The organism is uncultured Desulfosarcina sp., from assembly GCF_963664155.2.
In the GTDB taxonomy this organism is placed as follows: domain Bacteria; phylum Desulfobacterota; class Desulfobacteria; order Desulfobacterales; family Desulfosarcinaceae; genus Desulfosarcina.
The window spans coordinates 5,121,817-5,145,443 of record NZ_CAXXXH010000001.1; the positions used below are offsets into that span (position 1 = coordinate 5,121,817).

21 protein-coding genes are annotated in these 23,627 nt (G+C 55.4%); 5 read left to right on the forward strand and 16 right to left on the reverse strand.

The genetic code is table 11. From position 1 onward, the window contains the following. Positions 1-64 precede the first annotated feature (64 nt). From ACHZBS_RS23425 to aat, 4 genes are all read left to right on the forward strand, one after another. A complete protein-coding gene (locus ACHZBS_RS23425; RefSeq protein ID WP_319408905.1) occupies positions 65-541 on the forward strand; it encodes a metallophosphoesterase family protein in 477 nt (158 codons plus the stop codon). Positions 542-855: 314 nt separating this feature from the next. After that, positions 856-1,170, forward strand: a complete 315-nt coding sequence (clpS, locus tag ACHZBS_RS23430; RefSeq protein ID WP_319408906.1) for an ATP-dependent Clp protease adapter ClpS — start codon at positions 856-858, stop codon at positions 1,168-1,170. Positions 1,171-1,173: 3 nt separating this feature from the next. Further along, positions 1,174-3,411, forward strand: a complete 2,238-nt coding sequence (gene clpA / locus ACHZBS_RS23435; RefSeq protein WP_319408907.1) for an ATP-dependent Clp protease ATP-binding subunit ClpA — start codon at positions 1,174-1,176, stop codon at positions 3,409-3,411. Positions 3,412-3,686: 275 nt separating this feature from the next. After that, on the forward strand, positions 3,687-4,361 hold the full coding sequence (aat, locus tag ACHZBS_RS23440; protein ID WP_319408908.1) for a leucyl/phenylalanyl-tRNA--protein transferase: 675 nt from the start codon (positions 3,687-3,689) through the stop codon (positions 4,359-4,361). A gap of 152 nt (positions 4,362-4,513) precedes the next feature. On the opposite strand, the gene ACHZBS_RS23445 is transcribed toward aat, so the two are convergent. Further along, a complete protein-coding gene (locus ACHZBS_RS23445; RefSeq protein ID WP_319408909.1) occupies positions 4,514-5,500 on the reverse strand; it encodes a Fic family protein in 987 nt (328 codons plus the stop codon). Between the two features lie 292 nt (positions 5,501-5,792). On the opposite strand from ACHZBS_RS23445, the gene ACHZBS_RS23450 reads away from it, so the two are divergent. Next, positions 5,793-6,197, forward strand: coding sequence for a type II CAAX prenyl endopeptidase Rce1 family protein (locus ACHZBS_RS23450; protein ID WP_319408910.1), 405 nt, complete (start codon positions 5,793-5,795; stop codon positions 6,195-6,197). Between the two features lie 370 nt (positions 6,198-6,567). Here ACHZBS_RS23450 and ACHZBS_RS23455 read toward each other — a convergent pair whose 3' ends face one another. The 15 genes from ACHZBS_RS23455 to had form a co-directional block, all read right to left on the reverse strand. Beyond that, positions 6,568-7,251, reverse strand: coding sequence for an alpha/beta family hydrolase (locus tag ACHZBS_RS23455; RefSeq protein ID WP_319408911.1), 684 nt, complete (start codon positions 7,249-7,251; stop codon positions 6,568-6,570). Positions 7,252-7,257: 6 nt separating this feature from the next. Beyond that, complete coding sequence (locus ACHZBS_RS23460; RefSeq protein WP_324292413.1) at positions 7,258-7,590, reverse strand: hypothetical protein; 333 nt, start codon at positions 7,588-7,590, stop codon at positions 7,258-7,260. A 31-nt stretch (positions 7,591-7,621) separates the two neighbouring features. After that, on the reverse strand, positions 7,622-8,338 hold the full coding sequence (locus ACHZBS_RS23465) for a lysophospholipid acyltransferase family protein (RefSeq protein ID WP_319408912.1): 717 nt from the start codon (positions 8,336-8,338) through the stop codon (positions 7,622-7,624). A gap of 314 nt (positions 8,339-8,652) precedes the next feature. Then, a complete protein-coding gene (locus tag ACHZBS_RS23470) occupies positions 8,653-8,883 on the reverse strand; it encodes a KH domain-containing protein (protein WP_319408913.1) in 231 nt (76 codons plus the stop codon). Positions 8,884-9,058: 175 nt separating this feature from the next. Next, positions 9,059-9,280 carry a hypothetical protein gene (locus ACHZBS_RS23475; RefSeq protein WP_319408914.1) on the reverse strand — a complete coding sequence of 74 codons (222 nt, stop codon included), beginning with the start codon at positions 9,278-9,280 and terminating at the stop codon, positions 9,059-9,061. A 316-nt stretch (positions 9,281-9,596) separates the two neighbouring features. Beyond that, positions 9,597-10,856 carry a thiolase family protein gene (locus tag ACHZBS_RS23480; protein ID WP_319408915.1) on the reverse strand — a complete coding sequence of 420 codons (1,260 nt, stop codon included), beginning with the start codon at positions 10,854-10,856 and terminating at the stop codon, positions 9,597-9,599. 215 nt (positions 10,857-11,071) lie between these two features. After that, a complete protein-coding gene (locus ACHZBS_RS23485; RefSeq protein ID WP_319408916.1) occupies positions 11,072-12,667 on the reverse strand; it encodes an AMP-binding protein in 1,596 nt (531 codons plus the stop codon). A gap of 118 nt (positions 12,668-12,785) precedes the next feature. Next, positions 12,786-14,861: an acetate--CoA ligase family protein gene (locus tag ACHZBS_RS23490; RefSeq protein ID WP_319408917.1), complete on the reverse strand. Its 2,076-nt coding sequence runs from the start codon at positions 14,859-14,861 to the stop codon at positions 12,786-12,788. A 140-nt stretch (positions 14,862-15,001) separates the two neighbouring features. Next, the gene (locus ACHZBS_RS23495; RefSeq protein ID WP_319408918.1) at positions 15,002-16,249 is read right to left on the reverse strand and encodes a 2-hydroxyacyl-CoA dehydratase family protein; all 1,248 of its coding nucleotides are present in this window, start codon (positions 16,247-16,249) and stop codon (positions 15,002-15,004) included. A 246-nt stretch (positions 16,250-16,495) separates the two neighbouring features. Next, the gene (locus ACHZBS_RS23500; RefSeq protein WP_319408919.1) at positions 16,496-17,311 is read right to left on the reverse strand and encodes an acyl-CoA dehydratase activase; all 816 of its coding nucleotides are present in this window, start codon (positions 17,309-17,311) and stop codon (positions 16,496-16,498) included. Positions 17,312-17,350: 39 nt separating this feature from the next. After that, a complete protein-coding gene (locus ACHZBS_RS23505; protein ID WP_319408920.1) occupies positions 17,351-18,298 on the reverse strand; it encodes a 2-dehydropantoate 2-reductase in 948 nt (315 codons plus the stop codon). A 224-nt stretch (positions 18,299-18,522) separates the two neighbouring features. Next, positions 18,523-19,830, reverse strand: a complete 1,308-nt coding sequence (locus ACHZBS_RS23510) for a phenylacetate--CoA ligase (RefSeq protein WP_319408921.1) — start codon at positions 19,828-19,830, stop codon at positions 18,523-18,525. A gap of 69 nt (positions 19,831-19,899) precedes the next feature. Further along, entirely contained in the window at positions 19,900-20,493 is a 594-nt protein-coding gene (locus tag ACHZBS_RS23515) for an indolepyruvate oxidoreductase subunit beta (RefSeq protein ID WP_319408922.1), read from the reverse strand. 107 nt (positions 20,494-20,600) lie between these two features. Beyond that, a complete protein-coding gene (iorA, locus tag ACHZBS_RS23520) occupies positions 20,601-22,463 on the reverse strand; it encodes an indolepyruvate ferredoxin oxidoreductase subunit alpha (protein ID WP_319408923.1) in 1,863 nt (620 codons plus the stop codon). Positions 22,464-22,541: 78 nt separating this feature from the next. Further along, positions 22,542-23,615, reverse strand: a complete 1,074-nt coding sequence (gene had / locus ACHZBS_RS23525; protein ID WP_319408924.1) for a 6-hydroxycyclohex-1-ene-1-carbonyl-CoA dehydrogenase — start codon at positions 23,613-23,615, stop codon at positions 22,542-22,544. Positions 23,616-23,627: the final 12 nt, after the last annotated feature.

The window sequence follows — 23,627 nt, forward strand, 5'->3', positions numbered from 1 at the left end:
GACCTGAACCGCAATCCACCGTTTCTGAACGTACGCTGATAACCCAACGAACTCAACAAACCCAATGAACTCAAATAAACCAAAAAGCATCGGTATTCTCTCCGACACTCACGGCCTGGTCCGTCCGGAGGTGGAAAAGGTTCTGGCAGGATGCGATCAGATCCTGCACGCCGGTGACGTGGGCGATGGACAGGTGTTGAAACGGCTGGAACGAATCGCTCCGTTAATGGCTGTCCGTGGAAACACGGACCACGGTTCATGGTCCGATCCATTGCCGATCAGGGAGATGATAGAGATCCAAGGGGTCTTTTTTTACCTTCTCCATGACCTGAACCACCTGGACGTGGAGCCTTCGGCTGCCGGAATCCATGTGGTCGTCAGCGGGCACACCCACCAGCCTGAAATTTTCCAAAAAAATGGCGTCACCTACCTCAATCCGGGAAGTGCCGGCCACCGTCGGTTCAATTATCCGGTGTCGGTTGCTATGGTCCGAATTGAAAACGGAACCGCGATTCCCCGCATTATTGAAATCGAGCCCTGATCTTTCAGCATTCCAACCGATCGACAGGATTCCGATAGAAAAAAATGAACGAATTCCCGACCCTCCCGCGACTTCCCCGGTCAAGAAATCCACTTTACAATCCTTGTTGGCGATGATTATAATCAATGGCACGGATGCAGACGGCCGCTCATCGATCAATCTTAATGGATACGGATGATTACCATTTGAAATGAGTTGCCCGTAGAATAAGATATTTGTTTGGTATGTATTTTTTCTGCTGTTTGTTGTGAGGGGACGCCAAGGGCTGAGCGATCAGTCTTGGGCTATTTCTAACCTGATTAACGCAATTGACTATGGCCCGTGACCGTTTTCAGATAGAAGAACAAATCAGTTCGGAAACCCGGGATGAAACCAGGGAACCTCCCATGTACCGGGTGTTGCTGCATAACGATGATTATACCACCATGGAGTTTGTCGTCGAGATACTGATGTACGTGTTTAGCAAGTCACCCGAATCGGCGGCAAAGATTATGTTGAATGTCCATCACCAGGGCGTGGGGGTCTGTGGGAGCTACCCCCATGAAATTGCCGAAACCAAGATCGATACGGTTCACAATCTTGCCCGTGAAAGCGGCTATCCGCTGCGCTGCAGCATGGAACAGGAATAGACTATGATCAGTAAGGAACTCAGCGCCACGTTAGGCTTCGCCGTTCGCGAGGCCAAGAAACGGCGGCATGAATACGTCAGTGTCGAGCATGTGCTGTTTGCCATATTGCATGACAGTTCAGGACTCGAAATCGTTGAAAAGTGCGGCGGCAATGTGGAAAACATTAAAGCCAATCTGGAGATGTTCTTCAATGATAACATGCAGGTGCTTCCTGAAGAAAGCGAGTACGTGCTCCAGCAGACGATTGGTTTTCAGCGGGTGATCCAGCGGGCTGTCAACCATGTTCGCTCGGCCGAAAAAAAAGAGGTGGCCGTCAGCGACATACTGGCCTCCATTTTCATGGAGAAGGACTCCCACGCCGTATATTTTTTGAACGAAGAGGGTATCTCCCGGCTGGATGTGCTGCGGAACATCTCCCATGAAATAACCCCGGACGTGCCCGAGGATTCGCCTGAAATCGACGCCCCGGCCGAGCAGAAAACCATCAAGAAAAAGACCAGCCCACTGGAAGCCTACACGGTGAACCTTATCGACCAGGCGGCCAAGGGCAAACTGGACCCCCTGATCGGCCGCGAACTGGAAATGGAGCGCACCATGCAGGTGCTCTGCCGGCGCAGGAAAAACAACCCCATTTTCGTTGGCGACCCGGGTGTGGGAAAGACGGCCATGGCTGAAGGGCTGGCCCAGAAGATCTGGGGCGGGGAGGTGCCTGACCTGCTCAAAGAGGTGCGAATCTATTCCTTGGATCTGGGAGGCATGCTGGCCGGCTCGAAGTTCAGGGGCGATTTCGAGCAGCGCCTAAAAGGGGTGGTGGCCGAACTGAAAAAGCGCAAAAACGCCATCCTTTTCATCGACGAGATCCACACCATCGTGGGGGCCGGGGCCACCAGCAGCGGCTCCATGGATGCCAGCAATATATTGAAGCCATTCCTGTCCACCGGTGAACTGAGATGCATCGGTTCCACGACCTATGAGGAATACAAGAACCATTTCGAAAAGGACCGCGCCCTGTCCAGACGATTCGAAAAGATCGATATCATGGAACCGCCGGTCAAAGAGTCCATCAAGATCCTCAAAGGGCTGCGCTCCCGCTACGAGGAACACCACGAGATTGAATACACGGACGCGGCACTCAAGGCGGCCTGTGAGCTGTCGGCCAAATACATCAACGACCGATTCCTGCCGGACAAGGCCATCGACGTCATCGATGAAGCCGGTGCCGCCATCCGGCTCTCCGGTGCAACTCACCGTAAGTGGATTCACCCGTCGGACATCGAAAAGATCGTGTCCAAGATCGCCCGCATTCCAGCGGTCAACGTCTCCACGCCGGACAAGGCCAAACTGGAAAATCTGGGCGGCCAGCTGCGTCAGGTCGTATTCGGCCAGGACGATGCCATCGATGCCCTGGTGACCGCCATCAAGCGATCACGGGCAGGTTTGGGCCAACCGGAAAAGCCCGTGGGGTCGTTCCTGTTCACCGGCCCCACCGGTGTCGGCAAGACCGAAGTGGCCCGGCAGGTGGCCCGGCAGCTGGATGTGGAATTCATGCGCTATGACATGAGCGAGTACATGGAAAAACATGCCGTGGCCCGGCTGATCGGCGCGCCCCCCGGATACATCGGGTTCGACCAGGGCGGTCTGCTCACCGACGGCGTCCGCAAGCACCCCTACTGTGTGCTGCTGCTGGACGAAATCGAAAAAGCCCACGAAGACCTGTTCAATATTTTGCTGCAGGTGCTCGACCACGCCACCCTGACGGACAACAACGGCAAGAAGGCCGACTTTCGCAATGTCATCGTCATGATGACCTCCAACGCCGGTTCGCGGGAGATGAGCTCCGCCACCATCGGCTTCGGCGACACCAAAGGCGATTCCGCCGGCAAAGGTAAAAAGGCCATCGAGAAAATTTTCAGCCCGGAATTTCGAAACCGCCTGGACGGCATCATCACTTTCAACGCCCTCGACCGTGAGATCATGGGCATGATCGTCGACAAATTCATGAACGAGTTCGCCGACCAGCTGGCGGTCAAAAAAGTCTCCATGGGGTACTCGAAAAGCGTGAGAAAATGGCTGGCCAAAAAAGGCCATGACCCCCAATACGGCGCCCGCCCCCTGGCCCGTGTCATCCAGACCGAGATCAAGGATGTCCTGGCGGATGAAATTCTCTTTGGCAAATTGGAGAAAGGTGGCAGGGTGGCGCTGGATATGAAGGGGGAGGAACTGGTGTTCAATTATAGCTGATAGCTCACAGCTCATGGCTGATAGCTAATGGCTCATATCAATTTTGAATTTTTAGTTTTAAATTTTGAATTGTTAAAGGGAGGTGGGTTTCAAAATCCATAAGATCAAGCGCTGAAAATGAACAAGTGCAGGTTTTGTGACATTGGCTTCTGCTTCCGCTACACAATTAAAAATTGAGAATTCATAATTATGAATTGGCACATGCCTTGAAACCAAAAAACCAATGATCACAAAGACCCTTCAGCCTGAAAGCCTGCGACCTTCAGCCTAAACCCATGCCCGTCTTCACCCTTTCCAAACGGCTCTCCTTTCCCCCGCCGCATCTCGCTATAAAAGAAGGCCTGCTGGCCGTCGGCGGTGACCTGAGCCCCGAGCGGATTCTTTTGGCCTATCGCAACGGCATATTCCCATGGTATTCAAAAGGCGAACCCATCCTCTGGTGGTCGCCCGACCCGCGTCTGGTTCTTTATCCTGATGAACTGAGAATCTCCAAGTCGCTCCGCAAGGTCATCAAGAGAAATGTATTTCAGATTACTTTTGACGAAGCCTTTGACGCGGTTATTCAGGCCTGTGCCGACACCAAACGGTCCTATGGCGAAGGAACCTGGATCACTGATGAGATGAAAGCGGCATACTGCGAACTCCATCGGCAGGGCTATGCCCATTCGGCGGAAGCTTGGCAGGACGATAAACTCGTCGGCGGGCTTTACGGTATTTCCATCGGCCGGACCTTTTTCGGGGAATCCATGTTCAGCCATGTGAGCAACGCTTCCAAGGTGGCCTTCGTCACGCTTGTAAAAAATCTCAAACGCCTGAAGTTCGCTCTCATCGATTGCCAGGTGAGAACCGATCATCTGATTCGTTTTGGGGCCCGGGAAATTCCGAGAAAATTGTTTCTGGAGCAGGTGGAGAAGGCTGTTGACCGCTCAAAGCTGACAGCTGATAGCTAAAAGCTCCGTGTGGATCAACAATAATCAGCATTGTCCGGTTAGGGTATTGAATGAAAAAATTATAATATCAGAGTGTTAAATCATATTTTTTATTTGATAAACATCATCAGGCCTTGTCCGTATCAATCCTGGTTCATCCGTGTCCCATTCACCTATGTGCTCATCCCCGCATCGTTAAATCTGTACCTTGCCGTCCGTTTGTCGCCACTCTGCTCAAGAATTTTCATCTTCACACCCCGCTGCAGGTCACGGCTGGCTGTTGCGGTTGAGATGGTCTTGAAAATCACCTGGTAGTCTTTCCGGGAAAAGGAATTGTCGCCAAACGACTGTGCGGCCAATTCCAGTCGATCTTTAGCGGTGAACGTCACCGATCGGGTTGCGGTCATTAGGTCTGCTAATGATTCACGGATCAGGGTCAGCATTAAGACGACAAACCCGGTGCAGTCACCGGTATCATCGCCGGTGGCCAACTCCCGGTAATAGTTGGTTTGGCGTTCTTTGATCAAATCCTCCACCGGCAGGAATTCAAAAATGGGATAATATTCCATCAAGATGCGGGTTTGCCAGAGTCGCCCCATACGACCGTTGCCGTCCACAAACGGATGAATGTGTTCCAGTTGGAAATGGAATCGGCACGATTTTAACAGCCAATGGTCATCGGTTGTCTTCAGGTAGGCAAACAGGGTTTGCATCATCGGATCGACATGTTTCCAGGGTGGGGCTTTATGGAAGATATCCCCTGGCCGGAGCATCCCAATGGGTTCCATACGTATTGCGCCTGCAGAAGGGATTAAACCTTCCATGAGGATACCATGCGCTTTGAGGAATGAATCGATTGAGAGGGGACCGAATGTGCTCAGTTGCTGATAGGCACGAATGGCATTTTGAACTTCAAGGATTTCCTGACGGGGGCCGACTACTCGCTTCTTATTAAACACAGCCGTTACCTGATCGCGGGTCAATGAATTGCCTTCGATGGACAGGGACGATTGGATGGTCTGGATTCGATGCTTGCGGCGAAGTGCCGGATTGGGTTTGTGGATTTTGACTCCCTCCAGTTGACCAACAATTTCTGCGATGGCGGTAAGCAGGGTGATGATCAGTGACGTTACCCGGCATTTGTGAATTTCGGTTTTCATGAAAGCGATTGTATCATATGATACTATCATGTCAACGTGGATTCGCGTTTTAGCGGGAATGACACCATGTGTGCCGTCAGGTGTTTTAGGGGAAAAAGCGGTTGATAAGAGGACATTTCTATTATGGTCTCGCTATTATTCCTTAAAACAGGAAACTATCCCCGCCAATGGCTGAGAATTCTTCGAACGCATATCAACCGCTACCCGAACACAAGCGTTTTCAAGCGCTGCTGTTGTTTTACCTGTCGCCCTATCTGGTTTACGTCCTCCCTTTCCAGTTATACCCGAGCCCGTGCTTTCAGCGGTTATGGTTCAGGGGCTTAAGCTGCTGGCCACCGGTGCCCAGGAATCCTTTTCATCCCTCTACTTTTGCCTGAGACTGGTCAACTTGGTGATTCTGGTGGCGATTTTGGAAGAGCTGTTCATGCGCGTTTATGTGATGGGGTGGTTGCACCAGGCCGGGTTGCAACGGGGGGAAAAGGGCCTGGTGGGATCGATTCTGGATACGCTCGAGCAGCGTCCTGCCGCTTTGAAGGCACTGCCGTTGAGCACGTTTGCCGTGGTTGGCGCAACCCTCATCTTTACCGCGGGCCATCAAACCTATGAGTATCTGTCTGCCGTCCTTTATTTTCTTTTTACCACCTGGCTGTACAAAAAACCGGGAGCCTGTGGGTCTGCATCCTCATCCACGGCCTGACCAAACTGTCCATTGCCCTGATGGTGAGGTATGCCGGGATGACGTGGCTGTGGTAGAACCCATCTCAAAAATAGTCTAAGCGCCCCTGGCTGCGTTACGAAAGGGCGCAAAATGCTCACATACTGCATGTATGCTGAGCTTTTGCGCCCTTTCGTGCCTTGCCATGAACCCTGATCCTGATTTTTGTGATAGGTTCTAATTATATCGTTCACCGCCCGCTGCGCTCGAGTCGCAGAGGACTCATTTAATGTTGAATTTTTAGTTTTGAATTTTTAATTATGAATCGATTTTAAAACCTTAATTCACAATTCAAAATTTCCAATTCAAAATTATATACCTTTTTTCGGTGGTGAAAAAAGCAACCCGCCATCTATGCCTGCCCAATCCACGCCACGCATTTTCCCAAAATTTTCCGGTGCATGTCGGTTTCCGAACGTGACGATGACTGTGGCAACTTGAACGAATGGTTGCCGCCGTCGATGATTTCCAAGTCGTGGGGGCATGGCAGGTTATCCATTACGGTTTTCAGCTTGTCCATATTGCACAGCGGATCTTTGGTACCCGCAAAGAATAGCATCGGCACCTTGATCCTGTAGAGGTGGGCATCGCGCAGTTGGTCCGTTTTGCCCGGGGCGTGCAGGGGATAGCCCAGAAAAATGAGGCCCGCCACATCCATCTGGGCTTCGGCCACCATCTGCGATGCCACCCGGCCACCCATGGATTTGCCGACGGCGATGATTCGTGCGACCGGGAATTTTTGATTGGTCTTCATGTATTCGTAAGCACACTGCCAGGTATGGATCAGCTTTTCCTGGGAATCGGGTGATTTTTTGCCCTTTTCCTTGTAGGGAAAATTAAACCGCAAGGTGACGCAGGCGGCAATGGCCAGGCCGTCGGCAACGGCAACGATCAAGGGGTTGCTCATATCGTTGCCGGCGCCATGGGCAATAATTAATCCTGCTCCATTTGTCTGGGATGGATTATCCGGGCCTGCTATAATGGCTGAGACATGCTCCTGGTTGCCAAGATGGATGCGTACGTTTTCTGAAATCATCGAAGGTTACTCCCGTTTATAATCCGGCAGCCAGTGGGCGATGGCATTGGCATAGTATTTCAGCAGCGGTGTTTCCTTTGCCACGGCCATGAATCTGCCGTCGGAATGGGCAATCATCCCGCGCGGACGCATCTGGTCGACGGCGTCGGCAATGGCCGCCATGCGGGTGCTGCGCGGGGTTTCGAGTACCGGTGCGTGGTTTTTCTGAAGTTTGTCGATCAGCAGGGTCGCCCGCTGCTCAACCTGAAGGATGTCCAAATCGATGGCCGGTGCATCCAGGAAGACAGCAGAGACCAGAGAAACGGGTAAAACCGGTATCACCTCGGCGATGCTGCCCATGACCTGATGGCAGAGGGTTTCGATCCAATGATCATTGCCCTGATCGACGCATTCCCGCCTCCAGGTAGCCGCACTTTTGGTCCACCGTATCGGTCAGGCGGTTCAGGTCATCCTCCAGTTTCCGGCAGAGCGTGTCCAGGTCGTGCCCGAGAAGTCCGGCCGGGATGGCGACAGGTTCGCCGAAAGCGATGGTCATCCGGCTGAATGGTTTCGGAATAATGGTTTTGTCCCAGGCCCTGGGAAAGGTGATGAGGCGGTTGCCGGAACAGGCCATCGGTACAAACAGTGCCCCAGTTTGCATGGCGACGGCCACCATGCCCTTCTTTAATTTGCGAGCCGGGCCACGGGGGCCGTCAACGGCGGTGCCGCACAGGTATTTTTTCTGCCCGCCATTCATGACATCGATCATCTGCTGCAAGGCTTCGCTGCCCCCCCGTGAAGAGGAGCCGCGGACCGGGGTGTATCCGAATCGTCTGGCCACACCGGCGGCGATCTCTCCGTCGAGACTGCGGCTGATCATGATCAACCGATCCCCTAAATTCCGGAAGAAGTAGAACAGAAAGATGGCATTACGGTGCCAGGAGGCGCCGACCACATGGTGGGGTATTCCGATCTGCCGGAAGTGCCGGTCATAAACGTCCCCGTTGACAATAGAAATTCTTACGGTAGCAAACCACAGGCGGGCAAACCAGGTGGCTAAGAAGCTTATGGCGGCTGTTTTTGCGCGTTGCTTGAATGAGTAAGGCATGAATCGCTTTCGTGTTTAGGCATGGTCCGACTGAACGTTGGGATTGTGTGTGACCGCAATGCTGAAACGGAAATACGTCCATACCATGAAGTCCCGATGATGTCCATGATTCGAGAATGTTATGAAAGCGATGGCGTGGCGTTGACCTGGTTGGTTGTCCGCAGCAATGTAAGGCAGGAACGTGTTCCCCGGTCTGTGCGGCTATGCAGATGACCCAATATTCCACATGCCCGGTTTTCAAAATAAATGTGTACTTTAATTTGAACTCCCGGGAGAATACGCCTTGGATGGTGGATTTCCAAAGGTCTGGATATCTATTCCAACAACTCCAGGATGATGCGTTTTTTGCTTTTTCCCGAGGCGGCGTTCAGAATGGTTCGGATGGCCTGCACATTCTGGCCTTTTTTCCCGATGATTTTCCCCAGGTCCTGTTTGGCCACGGCCAGCTCGACGACGATGCTCTGCTGGCTCTCAATTTCATTTACCGATACCTGTTCCGGAAGGTCAACAAGTGCCTTTGCAATTTCCTCGACCAGCTTCTTCATGGCGCCTCTCCCTGGAAATAATTATGGAAGTTCTCGCTGCTCTCACTCAGCTTCAGGTTGACAGGTAAAAACAAACTGGCGGTCGTTTGACTCAATCATCGGTCGAAATCGATGACAAGTCAATCACTCTTAATAAATGGCTCCTGTTTGCTCCCCCGCGGCAAGAAAGGACCTCCTACCGCAGGTATTTCACCAACCCTTTGATGCCGCCTTTCCATGAACACCCCGTGCTGTGCACAACGGAAAAATCTTTATTGGACAGGTCGGCGTCCGAGGCCTCCGTGGGGAAGGGTACATTGTCCCAATCCACATGAAAGTATACATTTTCGCCGTTTTCATCTTTTACGAAAAACCGGTGGGTTCCACACTGAGGGCAAAGCAGATAGCGTTTCTTCATATCTGGCTCTCTCTGTTCAACAGTCATTGCAAGGGCCGACGCGAACAGGAAATCGTTCCCGGAAGGGGCCGCATGGCCGCAAAAGCACCCGATCACATCAATACTGGACCACTATCATTGAGATGCCTGAACGGCTGGAAGGACTATAATTATTATATGTAGCCTATCTGACGGGTGAACGCAATACTGCAAAATTGGCATATATCCGGTGTTCTCCTTGGTTCAGTGGAAGAATCGGCAAGCCTCCACAAAAAAGCGGGCCGGGCGTGCAACCTCCCGGTCCGCTTTTTTTCCCCCCATGGCAGGGGGGATGGGTTTAACCGATTTTAAGTATCAGCGAGGCGCCGCAGTCGCCGGCGGCACAGCCCGTCCACAGCAGGTACCCGCCGCCTTGCATGACCGTCTCTTCGATGCCTTCCATGATCAACCGGGTGGCCGTGGACCCCTGGGGGTGGCCATAGATTACTGAGGAGCCGTAATTGTTGAAGCTGTCGACGTCGATCTCCATCTTTTTGGCAAAATTGATGTCGTTGACCACAAAGGGGTTGTGGGTCTTGATCACCTTGATGTCGCCGATGGACAGTCCCGCTTTTTTCAGGGCCATGCGGGCCGCCGGCACCGGGGCGGCGGCCATGTAGCCTTTCTTTTCCCTTGCAAAACCGTAGGCGGTCACCTGGATGGGGATAGATGGGTCTGCGCTCAATTGAGCGGCCTTCTCTTTCGTGGTGACCACCATAGAGGCGTTGCCGTCGGCCGGGTGGGTCTGGGCGCCGAAGCTCAAGACGCCGCCGGGTACTAAAGGTTTAAGTTTGGCCAGTCCTTCGGCGGTGGTGGGCATGATGCCTTCGTCTTCTTCCACCAGTATGCTTTTCTTCCGGGAGATCTGGATTTCGGCGGCGAACATGTACCGTTTTTGGAAGGCCCGGTCATCGGCCAGGGCCATCTGATACTGCTCATAACGGCGCAGGGCAAGGTGGTCGCATTCCTCCTTGGAGATGCCTTCCTCCCTGGCAACGTTCTCCGCCGTCTCCACCATGCGCAGGCCCACATTGGGATCGGCATTGAAGTTGTCCATGAGCCAGTTTTCGCTGATCACTTCGCCGCCGGGGCCGTTGGGGTTGGGCCAGATGGTATGAGGTCCGTTGGAGGTGCGGTCGGTGGTGAGGACAAAGGCGTTTTCAGCCATACCTGTCTCGACGAATGTGGCCGCCTGAAAGATGCAGGTGGTGCCGGTGGTGCAGGCCTGGCTGATGGCGATGCCGGGGATGCCGCCACATCCCATCAGGGCGGCGGCGTAAGGCGCGCTGTAGAACTGGTGCAGCTGGCTGATGGTATTTCCGAAGACCAGGTAATCAAAGATGCCCGGGTCCCAGCTCTTGTCGGCGATCCATCGGGCGGCGGTCTTTGCGCCCAGCACGATGGAATTCTCGTTGGCCATGGCCCCCTGCCAGCGGCAGAACGGGGTCGAGTAGTAACCCTTGTAGGGGATGAACGCTTTGCTCAGCATGTAGACAACCTCCTCGTTTCTGGCGTATCCGTCAAGAAACGGCATCTTGCAGTCCAACTCAGCGTTCACGCCTTATTGAGCACCTAGTGAAGCTTTAGCGCTATCCTAGACGTAGCGCCGCAACGCCTCCGGTTTCAATAAAGCTGCGGCCTTGATCTGAACCCCAAACTACCATTTCTGGACGAACACAGTTCATTTCTTAAACTCTTGGTGGCAACCCTATCATGATCGCGGCTGGAAGCCGCTTCAACAATTCCTGAATCCCTAAATCTCCAATTCCGAAATCATTTCTCCGGTGCCGGACAGCTGTCGGTTTCCGGGAACACCGGTTCGCCGTCGGCGTATTGTTCCCGCAGAATCCGATGAAGAATCTTGCCCGTGGCGGTGCGGGGCATCTGGTCCTGCCTGATGAAAATTACCTGCTTGGGACGCTTGTAGCCGGCCATCCGGTCACGGCACCAGTTTAAAATTATCGCTTCGGTTAGATCCGAACCTTGCCTGGGAATTACTACCGCGGCGACCTTTTCCCCCCACTTGTCGTCCGGCAGACTGATGGCCGCCACGTCGAACACATCCGGATGGCTGCCGATGGTTTCTTCCACCTCGCTGGGATAGACGTGCTCTCCGCCGGTGATGATCATATTGTCCTTGCGGTCCACGATCTGGTAAAAGCCGTCTTCGTCCATCCGGGCCATGTCACCGGCGGAAAACCAGCCATCCTTGAATGCGGCGGCGGTTTTTTCGGGCAGCTTGTAGTACTCGTCAAATAGCATCGGACCCTTGGAATAGAGCTCACCCACCTCGCACGGCGGCACTTCCTTGCCTTGCGAATCAAGAATCTTGATCCGGTCGGTGCCCAGGCTTTCCAACCCGATGGAGCCCAGCTTGCGCATCTGGTCTTCGGGCCGCAGCACGGTGACGATGCCTGCTTCGGTTGAGCCATAGCCCTCGTAGAGCTGAACGCCGGGAAAAAATTCCATGATGGTGGTCTTCATGGTTTTCCTTACCGGTGCGCTGCTGCAAAGCAGTTTTTTGATGGACCGGGTGTCCCGTTGCCTGCCTTGGTCGGAGGTGTTGAGGATCAGGTTGTAGTGAGTGGGGATCAGGGAAATAAAGGTGATCTTTTCCCGTTCCACGATCTCCAGAATCTCTTCGGGCCGGAAGGACCGGGCCGGGTGAATGTATACCGTGGCGCCGATATAGGTGAAAGTGAAGGTAAAGAAGGTGGAGTTGATGTGGCACAGGGGCATGACGTTCATGCACACGTCGTGCGGGTCGAACCCGAAGTCCACGGCGTTGATCAGGTAGAAGGCGATGTGGGATTCATGGGAGCGAACCACTCCTTTGGGCTTTCCGGTGGTGCCGGAGGTATAGATCAGAATCCAGGTGTCCGACGGGGCGACCTGGACGTCCGGTTCATGGTCCGGTGCACCGTCCATCAGCGATTCGTATTCACGGTATCCCGCTTTGGCCCGGTCAACGACGATGTAATTCTCCGGCGGGATTTGTTTCAGCCGGCCCTTGATGGCGTCCACGCAGGGGGTAAATTCGTGATGCACGGCCATGGCATTGGCGTCGGCATTATCTACGATGTAGGCCACCTCAGGTCCCACGAGACGGAAATTAACCGGCACGATGACGATGCCGGTTTTGGCCGTGGCCAGATAGAGTTCGACGATCTCGATGCTGTTTTCCATTAGCACGGCCAGTTTGTCGCCTTTTTTCAGGCCCATCTCCATGAGGCGGTGGGCCAGGCAATTGACCCGGCGATTGACCTGGGGATAGGTGAACCGTCGACGGGCGTCACACAGGGCCACGGTCTGAGGATACTTCTTGGCGTTCATCTTGAGTTGCTGTCCCAGGTTCATCCAATGGGCCATGGGTCGTTCCTCTCCTTAGGTAGATAGGTATAAGGCTGAAGGCGTTTAGGGTGGGGTAAAAGCCGCCTTTCTTTTTCCAACTAACCAATCAAACCAAGCAACTAATCAAACCAACCCTTCACAGGGCAATACGCGCATCCACCGCCACGGCGCCTTTTTCGAAGGCCATGACCGGATTCAGGTCCAGCTCTTTGATCTGCGGAAAGTCGGTTACCAGTTTGGACAGTCGCTGAATCAGATCGACCAGCGCGGTTTTGTCCACCGGCTTTTCACCGCGCACCCCGTCGAGCAGGGCGGATGCCCGGATGCCGTCCACCATTTCCCGGGCTTCGTCATCGGTCACCGGGGTGAGGTTGAATACCACGTCCTTGATCACATCAACGAAGATGCCGCCAAGACCGAACATGATCAGATGCCCCACTCCGGGCTCGGCCTTGGCGCCCAGTATGATTTCCCGGCCACCGGGCACAAATTGCTGGACGAAAAAGCGCAGGTCCGCGGCGTCGATTCGTTCTTTCATCTTCCTGGCGGCATTTTTCACCGCATCGGCGTCGGTCAGGTTCACGGCTACGCCGCCCATGTCGCTCTTGTGGACCACGGAACCGGCATCGGCCTTGACGACAACCGGAAAGCCGATGGCCTCGGCAGCGGCCACGGTGCCATCGATATCGTCGGCCATGCGCCACTCGGGCACATCGATGCCATAGGCTTCGAGGATTTCGTAAACCTGATCGGCAGCCAGCATCGACCGGCCCACGGCACTGGCGAAAACGGCCTTGGTGCTATCGGTATCCACATCGCTGTAGGTGCGAACCCGGCCGGGTGGGCGATCCAGGATGTTGCGGTAGCGCACCAGGGCGCTCAGGGCCCGGGCGGCATCGCTGGGCAGGGCAAAGCAGGGCACACCGCCCGCCTTGAGGATGGCTTCGGTTTCGGCCCACTGGCGCCGGTCGGTCATCAGGTTGCAGACCATGGGCTTGATCTGCTGCAGGTTTACCTGGGCGATGGCGGTGGCGATGTTTTCCGTATCCACGAAAAAGGGCGTGACAAAGTGAACGAGGATGCAGTCGAAACTGTCGTCGGCCATCATGGCCTCAAGACAGGCCAGGTAATGTTCGGCGTTACCCGTGGCCAGCACATCCACCGGGTTGCTGACCGATGCTTCGGGATAAAGCTTCTCCGTGAGAACGGCTTTGGTTTTCTCGGAGAGCGGAGGCAGGGTCAGGCCGGCATCCACGAGGATGTCGGTGGCGATCACCGCCGGTCCGCCGGTGTTGGTGATGATGCCCACCCGGTTGCCCCCGGGAACCGGCTGTGAACCGAAAGCCACGGCCGCGTTGATCAGGTGCCCTTCATCCCTGAAATCGACGATGCCGGCCTTTTTGAAGATCAGGTCGGTGGCCAGGTCTTCCCTGGCCAGACCGCCGGTGTGGGAAGCGGCCGCCTTGGCACCTTCCATGGTTCGACCGGCCTTCATGGCCAGCACCGGTTTTTTAGCAGTGGCTTCCCGGGCCGCTTGGAGAAAGTCCATCGGATTCCTGAGCCCCTCCACATAGGTGACGATGACCCGGGTGCCGTCGTCGTCGGCCAGGTAGCGGATGATCTCCGGAATTGAGATATCGCAGGCGTTGCCGTTGGAAGCATAGATGCGAGTGCCCACATCCATGGCGGAGAATCCCTGGTGGATCACCTCGGCCACCCCGCCGGACAGGGCCACGATGGAGATGTGCCCGGCTTCGGGGAAGGTGAACGTGAAGTTGCAGTAGGCGCGCACGGCCGGGTCTGAATTGATGATACCCTGGCAGTTGGGACCGAAGATGCGGATGCCATACGCCTTGGCCTTTTCCAGAAAGGCTTTCTCGATTTCGGCCCCTTCGGGGCCGGTCTCGGAAAACCCGCCGGAGTTGATGATGATGTGTTTCACGCCCTTTTTGCCGCAGTCTTCCACGGCCATGGGCACGAACTTGGCCGGAATTACCATGTGGGCTACGTCCACCTGCCCGGGAACGTCGAGAATGGATTTATAAGCCTTGATCCCGCGGATTTCATCTGCCTTGGGGTTGATGGGGTAGATTCCCCCCTGGTAGCCGAAATCCAGCAGGTTCTTGATTACCCGGTTGCCGATGTGAAGCGTTTTTCCGGACGCTCCGATGACCGCTACGCCGATAGGATTGAATAAGCTATCCAGCATCATAATTACACCTTTTCCCTAACGCGTTCATACTGATTATGATCTCAAATACGGGATTGAGGGATTTTAGGATTCAAGGAATTCAATCTTTTATAGGGGTGAGCACCAATTCCTCAATTCCCCAATTCCTAAATTCGAAATCCTCATTTGTTTTCCGCCAGCTGCTCGATGAAGGCCTCCACGTTGGTTTTGGTTTGCTCGTCGGAAATCAGACGCAGGTCGTTCAGGTCGCCGTTGATGGTCAGGCTGGGGATGCCGGACTGCCGTTCGATGCGCTGGGGCATGCCGTAGCGGCAGTTGGAGTTGTTGGGGCAGGTTTTGGCATCGTGGTAGATGATACCGTCCACCTTGAAGAATTTCAGCATCTCCTTGATGTAGGCTTCCTTGGGTGCGTCGGCCCGCACGATGAACAGTTCCGTGTAGGCCCGGGCCATAGAGTTGAAAGGGTCGTCCGGGTCCAGGGCGGAGAAGATCCAGGAGTTGCAGTAGGTCGAGGCCAGTACATTGGTTTTCAGGGAGGCGAACAGCTTGGCGTGGGCGGACAGCCGGCCCCAAACGGGCATGCCGTCCCAGTAAATCCGGAACTGTTCGTCTTCAACGGCCCCTTCCTTATCGGAAATGCGCTGATTCAGCTCCGCCAGCAGGGTGCGATAGCAGTCATTGGCCCGCTGGGTTCCCCGGCCCACCACGGCAGCGCCCATGAGGGTGGTGCCGTCGAAGAAGGTGATGGGAGAGGGCACAACGGCGGCAGTGTCCAGTACCTGCTTCCACAGATCCGAGCATTCCCGCGACAGGGCCACGGCTTCCTTGAGTCGGTCCATATCGAACGTGTTGCCAACGATGCGTTCGAGCGGCGGGATCAACGCTTCCATCTGTGCGGCAATGGATTTTACGTGGGACGCTTCCACCTCCTGGACACCCACATAGGAGTGGACACCCACCACCGGCACGTCGTACTCCTCGCCGTAGAAGTTAAACCAGTCCTGCACGTCGCGGCACTGATTGGTGTTGAACACCAGGACGTCCGGTTTCGGTGGCCCCTGGATGCCTTCGAAGATCTTGGCCAGGGGCGATACCTTTCCCAGGTAGGCGCCGATGTCCGCGGTGAGGTAGGAGCAGATATCCGGTGAATAGCCCACGGCGTTGGCTTTTGGAATCAGCTCCGTGGCCATGCGCGAGGATCCCAGCATGGCCGAGTGAGTCTCGGGAAAATAGACCAGAAAACCCATGGCTCTCAGGATTTCCGCCGGACCCACACTGGTGCACCAGGCAATTTTCTTTTCACCGGTCTTGGCGGCGTTGTCCAGCTCGTAGTAGTAGTCGGCCATGAACTTGCCCAGTACCTTGGACGATTCCAGCCGTTTCAGTTTGATCTTTTTCTCTTCGGACATAGATTCACCTCCGGTGAATGAATTGAAAATTGGGAATTGAGGGATTTAGGATTTGATGGGCAAACGATTAAGCCGGCATTGAAACCTTCCAAAGCGGTCATTCCGGCGAAAGCCGGGCACGAATGAAGCTTTAGCGCTGTCCAGAAATTGACTGAATGCCGGATCGAGTCCGGCATGACGACGCGGGTTCATTAGTATACCGTAACAGTGATAAAACAATTCCCTAATCCCAGCATTCCTAATTCCTCAATTCTCAAATGTTTCTCTTGCATATAGCGCCGCGCCTAAAGCGCCGGTGAACTGGGGCAGGTCAGGAACCAGAATGGGGCGGCTGATCAGCTCCTGGGTCATTTCCACCAGGTAGGGGTTATGGGCTACGACCCCGCCGGTCATCACCACCTTTTCGGTGAAGGCGTCCATCTCCCTGATTCTTGAAATGACCGAGAAGAACAGTCCCTTGACGATGTCTTCCACCCGTTTTCCCCGACGGATGTTTTCCAACACCTCGGTGGCGGAAAAAACCGTGCAGAAGCTGCCCAGCTTGACCATGTTTGTGGATGCCGCGGCAAGGCCGTTCATTTCAGTCAGGGGAATGTCCAGGCGGGGGGACATCTCCTCCAGGAACGCGCCGGTGCCGGCGGCGCACTTGCGATTCATCTTAAAGGACGTCCGCTTGCCGTTTTCATCCAGTTTGATGATCTTGTTGTCCTGACCGCCGATATCGATAATGGTGATCGCAAAGGGAAAATAGTGGAAGCACCCTTTGCCGTGGCAGCTGATTTCGGTGCGGTAGTCCTGGGCGTAGGAGACATTCTTTCGGCCGTACCCGGTGGATATCGTACGTGCAATGCGATCTTTCTTAATATCGGCCATGGCCAATGCCTCGGTCAGGCATCGATCGGCAGTGGCCGAAAAATCCGTTCCTGAACGATCCACACAATAACCGAGCATATAGCCGTCGGCATCGATCACCGCTACTTTCGTTCGGGATGCCCCCACGTCGGCCCCGGCGAAGCAGGGTGGGTAGAGGTTCTGAGAAGTTGTCTGGCTGGATGTCGTCATGGTCCGCTCGTTACCTGAATCCCTTCATCCCCGGTTCTTTCAAAGCCTGGACTCCAACCCCTTCACCAGGCTTTGCAGGGTAATGTTATAGGGAGTCTCAATGCCGGCCCGCCGGCCGTATTCTACGAACTTGCCATTGATGTAGTCGATTTCCGTGCGTCGGCCATTTTCGATGTCCATGAGCATTGACGGCTTGTGGTTGCCGGCGCTGCGCATGTATTCGATGGCGTTGGGGTAGTACTCCCAGCCCAGCAGGATTTCGTTGGCACGGGCGACCTTGACGCACTCTTTAACCAGAGAGTCTACGAGGTTGAAAATGATCGGGTCGTTCATGGCCTGGGACATGGTCAGTCCGGTGACGGCGCACACCGGGTTCATGCAGGCGTTGAGCACCCCTTTGCGCCATACCATGGCAACGATGTCTTCGGTATGGCGGGTGGGCAGGCCGCAGGTGGTCAGCGTATCGGCAATGGCATCGGCGGCGAATTTGGCGTCCGGGTCCAGTTCCTGAATAAAGTGGGGCGGGTGGTGAAAGGGGATCGTAACATGGGCCGGCTCCAGGAGGCCGCAGCCGTAGTTGACCACCGCCCGCATCACCGGTTCCTTGCCTAAGCTATTGGCCAGTACCAGTTCGGTGTCGATGCCGTTCTGCCAGCTCACCACATAGAGGCCCTTTTTGTGGAACCCCTCGATGGCCGACGCGATAAGCGGCAGGGCATTGGCTTTGACGGTGACGAAAATAACATCGGGCTTGTAGTCGGGCAGGGAGTCGATGCTGGTGCAGGTGTGACTGACCGTCTGGGTCAGGTTCTCGGCACCTTCGATAATGATTCCCCGCTTCAAGGCAGGTTCGAGAAGGTCAGGGACGACATCGCACAGGATCACGTCATAGCCTCCCTTGGCCAGAAATGCGGACACGATACAGCCTACGGGACCTGCACCAATGACGGCAAAGGTTTTGGGGACAAAGGGTTGTTTGTCTGTCATGGTTGCACCTCCCGTCGTTCTGGTGGTTGTTCGGCTTATTTATCCGAGGCCATGGGCTGTTCGTGTCAAATCAGCCTGCCGATGCATGTTCTATTTTCTGAGAAGCTGTCAGATGTTCAGCGCACAGGGAAATCTGAACCGTTTTCCGTCGCGGCACAGGGTCCATCGGCAGGTTAGCAGGCTGCCAACTTCTCATCTCTATCCTGGTGTCGGATCTTTTACGATCACCGGAACTGTTTGGGCCGTTCATCAACCACGCGAAGGGCCTTGCCCTCGCTTCGTGCAATGAACTTGGGCTCCACGAGGTTGACCTCCACGCTGATCCCCATGTGACCGCGGATGTGGGCCATGATTTTGGCCTCCACTTCAAATTTCTTACGGTCACCGGCCGCGTAAACGTCCTGTTTCGCCTCCACCTGCACTACCAGTTGATCCAGATAACCTTTTTTTCGGACCAGCATGCGGTACTGAGGCTCCACTTCCTCGATATCCAGCAGCAGGGACTCGATTTGTGAGGGAAAGACATTGACACCGCTGATGATCAGCATGTCGTCGGTTCGACCAAAAATTTTATCCATCTTGACGAAGGTTCTGCCGCAAACGCATTTTTCGCGGTACAGGCGGGTGATGTCTTTGGTGCGGTAACGGATCATGGGCATGGCCCGACGCTGAAGGGATGTGAAGATCAACTCGCCCTTTTCACCCAGCGGAACCGGTTCCAGGGTGATGGGGTCGACCACTTCGGCCAGGTAGTAGTCCTCGTTGATGTGGATACCGCTCTGGGCCTCGCAGTCGAAGCCTACACCGGGGCCGCCCAGTTCGGTAAGACCATAGGCCTCCATGGCCTTGATTCCCATGCGCGCCTCGATCTCCTCACGCATGCCGGCGGTCCAGGGTTCGGCGCCGAAAATGCCGATGGAGAGCGGCAGTTTTTTCAGATCCACCTTGAGTTCCTCTGCCCGTTCGGCAATGGTCAGGGCATAGGATGGCGTGCAGCACAGCACGTTGGTCCCGAAATCTTTTAACAGGGTGATCTGGCGTTCGGTCAGCCCGGAACTGGTGGGCACAACCGTACAGCCCATGGTCGTGGCGCCCTGGTGAAATCCCAGGCCGCCCGTGAACAGGCCGTAGCCGTAGGCGTTTTGAACCACGTGCCCGGGGCGGACCCCGGCAGCATGAAAGTTGCGCGCCATGCACTCGCCCCACTGTACCAGGTCGTCGGCGGTATATGGGCCGGTGATGGGTTTGCCCGTGGTTCCGGACGAGGCGTGAACGCGCATCACGTCCTTTAAGGGAACGGCGCACAGGCCGAAGGGGTAATTGTCCCGCAGATCATTTTTTACCGTGAAAGGAAGTTTGGCCACGTCCTCGATGCCCTTGATGTCGGCGGTCTTGATACCGGCTTCCTTGAATTTTTTCTTGTAAAACGGAACGCGTTTGGTCACCCATTCAAGCGTTTCCTGCAGCTTTTCCACCTGAAACTGATGAATCTGCTCCACCGCCATGCATTCGAACTTCTCATTCCAGGGCATCGTTTTCCTCCTTCTCAATGGTCGGTTTTCCCCGGGCATGCCCGGGGCACAGTCACTTTTTACGCAGCTTCAGGCATTGGCTGCCGCGATGAAACCCAAGTCAAAGGCTTTCAGGTTTACATCCACAAAGGCCTTTTTGGTCTTAGTACGGATGGCTTCCAGCAAATTTTCCTTGGGGATAGGTAAAATACCTGTCTGGATCAGCGCGCCGAGCAGGACGATATTCACCGACATGACGTTGCCGGCAGTTGTGGCCCGTTCGACGGCATCAAAGGCGATGAGCCGTCTGGTCTTGGCTTTGATCAGCTTCTGAACCTGATCCAGGTCCGGATAGGTGCCTCTGCCGATCGCCACGGTAAAGGGCGGCAGGGGAGCCAGATTGGTAATGACGGTGGTGTCTGCATTGCACTTGTTCATGGCCCGCAGGGTTTCGGAGGGTTCGAATCCGACCAGTACGTCGGCTTCGCTGTCCGAAATAATGGTGCTGCTGGCATCGCCGAACACGATGGCAGACTCTACCACCCCGCCTCTCTGGGCCATGCCGTGAATTTCGCTCATGCGCACCGGAACACCGGAAAGCAGCGCTGCCTGGCCAAGGACTTTGGAGGCCAGCAGGTTGCCCTGACCGCCCACCGCTACAATAATCAGTCTTGTTGTTTTCATGGTCGTTTCCCGTATGATAAGGGCTGCCGGCCCTAAGACCGGGATGGTCGGATTTTTCTGAAAACGGTTGCCGGCAGCCGAAGGTTCGCTTTTCTCAGTTCAGGATTTCAGCCGGCCTTTTTGGCCTTAACCGGTGTAATGGCATTCTCCGGGCAGATCTGAGCACAGACCGCACAGCCCACACAGGTGTTGGGATTGATCTGGACCCGTTCACCTTCCAGGTAAAAAGCCGGGCAGCCGATCTGGTTGATGCAGTCCCGGTGGTTCTTGCATTTGTCCGTGACCGTGAAGGCCCGCACGTTGAGTTTCTTCAAGCTGCGGGCATACAGGGTGCACATCTCCTGCGAGATGATCACCGACACGCCCTTGTAATCCAGCGCCGCCTTCACCGCTTCGATGCTTTTATTAACCTTGTAAGGCTTGATGACGGTAACGTGTTCGACGCCAATGGCACGCACGACCGCTTCGATTGAAATGCGGCCGTAACCGGACAGGTTCAGGTTGCTCATGTCCACCCCGGGATTGGGCTGGTGGCCGGTCATGGCGGTGGTGCCGTTGTCAAGGATGACCAGGGTGAAATTGTGGTTGTTGTATACGGCGTTGACCAGGCCGGTCAGCCCCGAGTGAAAGAAGGTGGAGTCGCCGATGAAGGCGATCACCTTCTTGTCTGTCGCTTTGGAAAAGCCGCAGGCGGTGCTTACCGACGAGCCCATGCAGATGAGAAAATCGCCCATGGCCAGCGGAGGCAGAAAACCCAGGGTGTAGCAGCCGATGTCCGTGGGATAGACCGTTTCCCTGCCTTCGGCAGCTTTTTTTACCGCATAATAGGTGGCCCGGTGGGAGCACCCGGCACACAGGTTGGGCGGTCGCTGGGGGATTTCCGGCACGTCGGACAGGTCAGGCGGCTGGTTGGGGGCGTAAGGCACACCGAAATAACCGGCCATCACCCGCCGGACCATGGCCGGATCGAACTCATAGATCCTTGAGAACAGACGCTCACCCTTGCCGGCGATGGGCAGGGTCAGTCCGGCTTCCTGGGCAAATGCCTTGACGGCCTCCTCCATAACGGGTTCGCCCTCTTCGGCCACCAGCACTTTTTCGCAAGCGTTCAGGAAGGCTTTGATCAGGTTGGGCGGCATGGGGTGAGAAAAACCCAGGCGAAGGATCCGGGTTTTGTCTGCAATGCCCAAATCCTTAACCGCGTCGGAAACGTAGTTGTAGCTGACACCGTTGCAGATGATGCCCCAGGTGCCGTTGCCGTTGGTAAAATTGTAGGTGGAGGCTTCGGCCAGGGCTTGGGCCTTGTTCCAGTTTTCCAGCAGGCGCACGTGAAGGCGGCGGGAGACGGCCGGTACGGTGACAAAATTGAAGGGGTCTTTTTTAAAATCGCCTTTGGTTTTGCGGGGTGTTAATTCCCCCAGTTCCACGAAGGCGCTGGAGTGGTTGACGCGGGTGGTCGTACGCAGGATCACCGGCTCGCCCAACTTTTCGGACAGGTTGAAGGCCTCAGCGGTCATTTGTCGGGCCTCTTCCACCGAGGACGGTTCCAGGATGGCCAGGCCGGAGAGCTTGCCGTAATAGCGATTGTCCTGTTCGTTTTGGCTGGAGAACATGAAGGGGTCGTCGGCCGTGAGAATCACCAGTCCCCCTTTTACCCCCACATAGGCCAGGGTCATCAGCGGATCGGCCGCTACGTTCAGGCCGACGTGCTTCATCATGCAGAAGGTGCGCAGCCCGCTGTTGGCAGCGGCTGCAGCCACTTCCAGGGCCACCTTCTCATTGGTGCTGTATTCAAAGTACAGATCGCTTTCATGAGAAACCTGGAACAGGTTCAGGGAAATTTCCGACGAGGGAGTGCCCGGGTAGGTGGTAGCAAAGGCCACGCCGGCCTCGATGGCTCCGCGGGCGATGGCTTCGTTGCCCAGGAGCAGCATCTTTTTCCCCGGGCTGTCTGCGAGTAGTTTGTGCATCGTGGTTTCCTGTAAAGTCTTACTGCAGCCGTTCGAAATTTCCGTCAGCTGCAGCAACGGTTGTTGTCAACGATAGGGTCAGGGCACCATGATCGCCCGCTGAACGATCTTTTTGTGGTGCACCATGTCGAAGACCGTATTGATGTCCGACAGCGGAAATGTTTTGACAAACGGTGCCATCTTCACCTGTCCCGAAAGGACCAGGTCCCGCACCGGTGCATAATACCGGGTCAGGCAGCCCCAGTTGCCCCGTGCGGTGGCATGGAAGGCCATGAGGTTGGACAGGCGGATTTCCACCGTGTCCATGGTAAACCCCACCACGGAAAGGTTGCCCCCGAAGGTCATGAGACCGAAGGCGGTTTTCTGGCCGGCGGCGGTGCCGGAGGTTTCGAAAATCTTCCATTCGGTCCGTCGTTTTCCCTGCTCCTTGACGAAGGCGGAGACCGCTTTTCGAAGGTCCTTGAACGCCATCTCAGCGGCGTTGAAGGTTTTGTCTACCACAGGTGCCAGGGCATCCAGCTTGACCGGGTCTACATCGATGGCCACAACCAGAGCCCCGAAGGCCTTGGCGATCTGGGCGCCGAAGCCGCCAACCCCGCCGACACCCACGAAAATGGCTGTATCATCGGCTGACAAGCCGGCATCGACAATGGCCTGGTAGGGTGTGGTCAGGGCATCCGCCACCACGGACAACTGGGCCAGGGAAACGTCTGCTTCTCCAACGGGCCGGTATTGGTCGTCTACCGGAACCGGACACAATTGATCGGACGGAACGACGATGTGGCTTGCAAATCCTCCCTGGATATCGTTGCCGGGCATCTTCTGGGCGGTGCAGATGTTACCCAGGTCCCGGTTGCAGACGTCGCACTTCCCGCAGGGCATGACTGCAGGGATGATCACTGCTTTGCCTTCCCACTGACGGGCGTCGGGCCCGGCAGCGGTGACAACGCCGCTGATTTCATGGCCCAGGGTCAGGGGCAGCGGGGATTTGGTTTTTACACCATTGTAGTAAAACCCCAGGTCCGTATGACAAACGCCGCATCCGGCCACCTTGACCAGCACTTCGCCGGGTCCGGGGTCAGGGATCGGTGCTTCCACCTTTTCCAAGGGCTTTCCGGGTTCTGTCATCTGCCAGGATATCATGGACGCCATCGCTGGTTCTCC